The organism is Nocardia sp. NPDC058666, from assembly GCF_042714895.1.
Classification (GTDB): Bacteria; Actinomycetota; Actinomycetes; order Mycobacteriales; family Mycobacteriaceae; genus Nocardia.
Genome location: NZ_JBHXRY010000110.1, coordinates 1 through 1,082, shown reverse-complemented (window position 1 = coordinate 1,082; position 1,082 = coordinate 1). Strand labels below are relative to the sequence as shown.

Here is a 1,082-nt window from a genome sequence, read left to right as displayed (position 1 = left end):
GTGCCGGACGTGGTCGCCGACCATCTCCCGTACGGTGCCGAGCGTCCGTACGGCGGTCTCGATGACCGCGCCCTCGGCGAGCCCGGACAGGTGCGCGAGCAGCTCGGCGGAGAGTTTGAAGCCCACCGACATCAGCGCGGCGTCGAACTGCTGTGCCACGACCGCGCCTTCCCCGACGGGTCCTGTCGGGCAGGGGATGCGGTGGGTGTGCCGGATGACCAGGGGTTCGAGTCGGTGGACCATTCCGGGATGATCCCAGGACGGGGCGAGTGGCCGCACCCGGTTTTGGCCGGGGATACGCTGAGGGCATGTCAGTCCTGAACATCCCCGCGCCGGGCACGCTGCGCCTGGAACCCGTCACCGCCGACAACTTCGACGCGGTCTGCGCGATACAGGTGCGCGCCGACCAGGCGCACTTGGTCTCCCCCGTGGTGAAGTCGCTCGCCGAGGCGTACGTGCACACGGCGACCGCCTGGCCGCGTGCCATCGTCGACGGCGACGAGGTCGTCGGCTTCGTGATGGCCTTCCACGACTTCGTGTGGGACCCGGCGGTGGACCCCGACGACCGGCGCAGCGGGCTGTGGCGCCTCAACATCGACGCCGGCCGGCAGGGCAAGGGGTACGGCCGCTTCGCCGTGCAGGCCGTGACGGAGGAGCTCCGCGCCCGCGGCGTCGGCCACGCGTACGTCAGCTGGAGCACCGGCGTGAACAGCCCCGAGCCCTTCTACCTCGGCCTCGGCTTCCGGCCGACCGGCGAACTCGCCGGCGACCAGCGCGTCGCCAAGCTCCCCCTGGCCCCGAACCTGCCCTGACCGCCCGGACGCACGGCGTGACCTGCGCTGACGCCGCTCGTTCCGACATGTGGCCCGATTCCTGCCGGTCGGCCTCAAGGGGGTACTGTCCCCCGGTCACGGACGGCATTCGGATCGTCCGTCCAACCCAGGGGAACCGACATGACTGAACTGGACTCGCTGCGGGCAAGCCTTGCGTCGGGTGAGCACGAGTTCGCCGCCACCTTGGCCTTCGTCGCCGCGCATTACGAGTACCGGCCCCAGGCGTTCCACAACGGAGAAGTGGAAAAC

The 1,082-nt window shown here is 70.4% G+C and carries 2 protein-coding genes; one reads left to right on the top strand and one right to left on the bottom strand.

Going from position 1 to position 1,082, the window contains the following annotated elements; all coding sequences use genetic code 11:
• On the bottom strand, positions 1-243 hold a 243-nt coding region (locus ACFWVD_RS28855), incomplete at its 3' end, for a hypothetical protein (protein ID WP_379248086.1).
• A 65-nt stretch (positions 244-308) separates the two neighbouring features.
• Between ACFWVD_RS28855 and ACFWVD_RS28850 the strand changes: the two genes are divergently transcribed.
• A complete protein-coding gene (locus ACFWVD_RS28850; RefSeq protein ID WP_379248084.1) occupies positions 309-812 on the top strand; it encodes a GNAT family N-acetyltransferase in 504 nt (167 codons plus the stop codon).
• Positions 813-1,082: the final 270 nt, after the last annotated feature.

What these genes read in the sequence shown, in the direction of transcription:
- ACFWVD_RS28850 (WP_379248084.1), top strand. Translation starts at nt 309, where the DNA reads ATGTCAGTCCTGAACATCCCCGCGCCGGGCACGCTGCGCCTGGAACCC.